Source organism: Rappaport israeli, assembly GCF_001888055.1.
Taxonomy (GTDB): Bacteria; Pseudomonadota; Gammaproteobacteria; order Cardiobacteriales; family Cardiobacteriaceae; genus Rappaport; species Rappaport israeli.
This window is the reverse complement of sequence record NZ_LXHZ01000009.1, coordinates 1-2,500: the sequence shown is the minus strand read 5'-3', so window position 1 is coordinate 2,500 and position 2,500 is coordinate 1. Positions and strand designations below refer to the sequence as shown.

At 49.3% G+C, this 2,500-nt stretch carries 2 rRNA genes (1 of these 2 cut by a window edge); both read left to right on the top strand.

Going from position 1 to position 2,500, the window contains the following annotated elements:
- A 23S ribosomal RNA gene (locus A5N84_RS02715) occupies positions 1-2,213 on the top strand; it begins 658 nt to the left of the window's first position.
- Positions 2,214-2,372: 159 nt separating this feature from the next.
- Positions 2,373-2,488 (top strand): 5S ribosomal RNA (gene rrf, locus A5N84_RS02710).
- The last annotated feature ends 12 nt before the right edge of the window (positions 2,489-2,500 follow it).

Below are 2,500 nucleotides of genomic sequence, written 5' to 3'. Positions count from 1 at the left end.
AAACCGAGCGATCTATCCATGGGCAGGTTGAAGGTTGAGTAACATCAACTGGAGGACCGAACCCACTAACGTTGAAAAGTTAGGGGATGACCTGTGGATAGGAGTGAAAGGCTAAACAAGCTCGGAGATAGCTGGTTCTCCCCGAAAACTATTGAGGTAGTGCCTTGTGGATTGACTTACGGGGGTAGAGCACTGTTTCGGCTAGGGGGTCACACCGACTTACCAACCCGATGCAAACTCCGAATACCGTAAAGTTTTACCACAGGAGACACACGGCGGGTGCTAACGTCCGTCGTGGAGAGGGAAACAACCCAGACCGCCAGTTAAGGTCCCCAAATTATAGTTCAGTGGGAAACGAAGTGGGAAGGCTTAGACAGCTAGGAGGTTGGCTTAGAAGCAGCCATCCTTTAAAGAAAGCGTAATAGCTCACTAGTCGAGTCGTCCTGCGCGGAAGATTTACCGGGGCTAAACTATATACCGAAGCTGCGGATACGTGTTTACACGTATGGTAGGGGAGCGTTGTGTAGGCCGATGAAGGTGTGTTGTAAAGCATGCTGGAGGTATCACAAGTGCGAATGCTGACATGAGTAACGATAATGCGGGTGAAAAACCCGCACACCGAAAACCCAAGGTTTCCTGCGCAACGTTAATCGGCGCAGGGTGAGTCGGCCCCTAAGGCGAGGCAGAAATGCGTAGTCGATGGGAAACAGGTTAATATTCCTGTACTGATTATAACTGCGATGGGGGGACGGAGAAGGCTAAGCTAGCACACTGTTGGATATGTGTGTTTAAGTGCGTAGGCAGAAATCTTAGGCAAATCCGGGATTTCAATGCTAAGACATGATGACGAGCTCTTACGAGAGTGAAGTAGCTGATGCCCTGCTTCCAGGAAAAGCCTCTAAGCTTCAGGTTATAACAACCGTACCCCAAACCAACACAGGTGGGTGGGATGAGAATTCTAAGGTGCTTGAGAGAACTCGGGTAAAGGAACTCGGCAAAATGATACCGTAACTTCGGGAGAAGGTATGCCCTTGATGGTGAAAGACTTGCTCTGTAAGCTATTGAGGGTCGCAGAGAATAGGCCGCTGCGACTGTTTATCAAAAACACAGCACTCTGCAAACACGTAAGTGGACGTATAGGGTGTGACGCCTGCCCGGTGCCGGAAGGTTAAATGATGGGGTGAGAGCTCTTGATTGAAGCCCCGGTAAACGGCGGCCGTAACTATAACGGTCCTAAGGTAGCGAAATTCCTTGTCGGGTAAGTTCCGACCTGCACGAATGGCGTAACGATGGCGGCGCTGTCTCTACCCGAGACTCAGTGAAGTTGAAATCGCAGTGAAGATGCTGTGTACCCGCGGCAAGACGGAAAGACCCCGTGAACCTTCACTACAGCTTGACACTGAACATTGAAATAAGTTGTATAGGATAGGTGGGAGGCTTTGAAGCAAAAACGCTAGTTTTTGTGGAGCCAACCTTGAAATACCACCCTGCTTATTTTGATGTTCTAACGTAGGTCCCTTATCGGGATTGCAGACAGTGTCTGGTGGGTAGTTTGACTGGGGCGGTCTCCTCCCAAAGAGTAACGGAGGAGTGCGAAGGTGACCTCGTCACGGTCGGAAATCGTGGCAAGAGTGCAAAGGCAGAAGGTCGCTTAACTGCAAGACATACTAGTCGAGCAGGTACGAAAGTAGGTCTTAGTGATCCGGTGGTTCTGAATGGAAGGGCCATCGCTCAACGGATAAAAGGTACTCCGGGGATAACAGGCTGATTCCTCCCAAGAGTCCATATCGACGGAGGAGTTTGGCACCTCGATGTCGGCTCATCACATCCTGGGGCTGTAGCAGGTCCCAAGGGTATGGCTGTTCGCCATTTAAAGTGGTACGCGAGCTGGGTTCAGAACGTCGTGAGACAGTTCGGTCCCTATCTGCCGTGGGCGTTGGAAATTTGAGGGAAGCTGCTCTTAGTACGAGAGGACCGGAGTGGACGAACCTCTGGTGTACCGGTTGTCATGCCAATGGCATTGCCGGGTAGCTATGTTCGGACGGGATAACCGCTGAAAGCATCTAAGCGGGAAGCCCCTCCCAAGATTAGATTTCCCTAGACGCTAGACGTCTCTAAAGATCCGTTGAAGACTACGACGTTGATAGGCTTGGTGTGGAAGTGTAGTAATACATGAAGCTAACAAGTACTAATTGATCGTGAGGCTTGATCATACAACGCTCAAGTTATTTTTAAGCTTTCAGTTTGTTGTTTAATGCACTTGATTAAAATATTATCTTATGAAAATATCGTCTTAAGTGTGCTAATTGAATGTTTGATTAATTGATATTCAATCAGTTAGTCTATGACGACTTTGTCGTCTTACCGGTTTTCCTGACGGCCATAGAGCTGTGGTACCACCTGATCCCATGCCGAACTCAGTAGTGAAACGCAGCATCGCCGATGGTAGTGTGGGGCCTCCCCATGTTAGAGTAGGTCACCGTCAGGTTTTTATGATAAG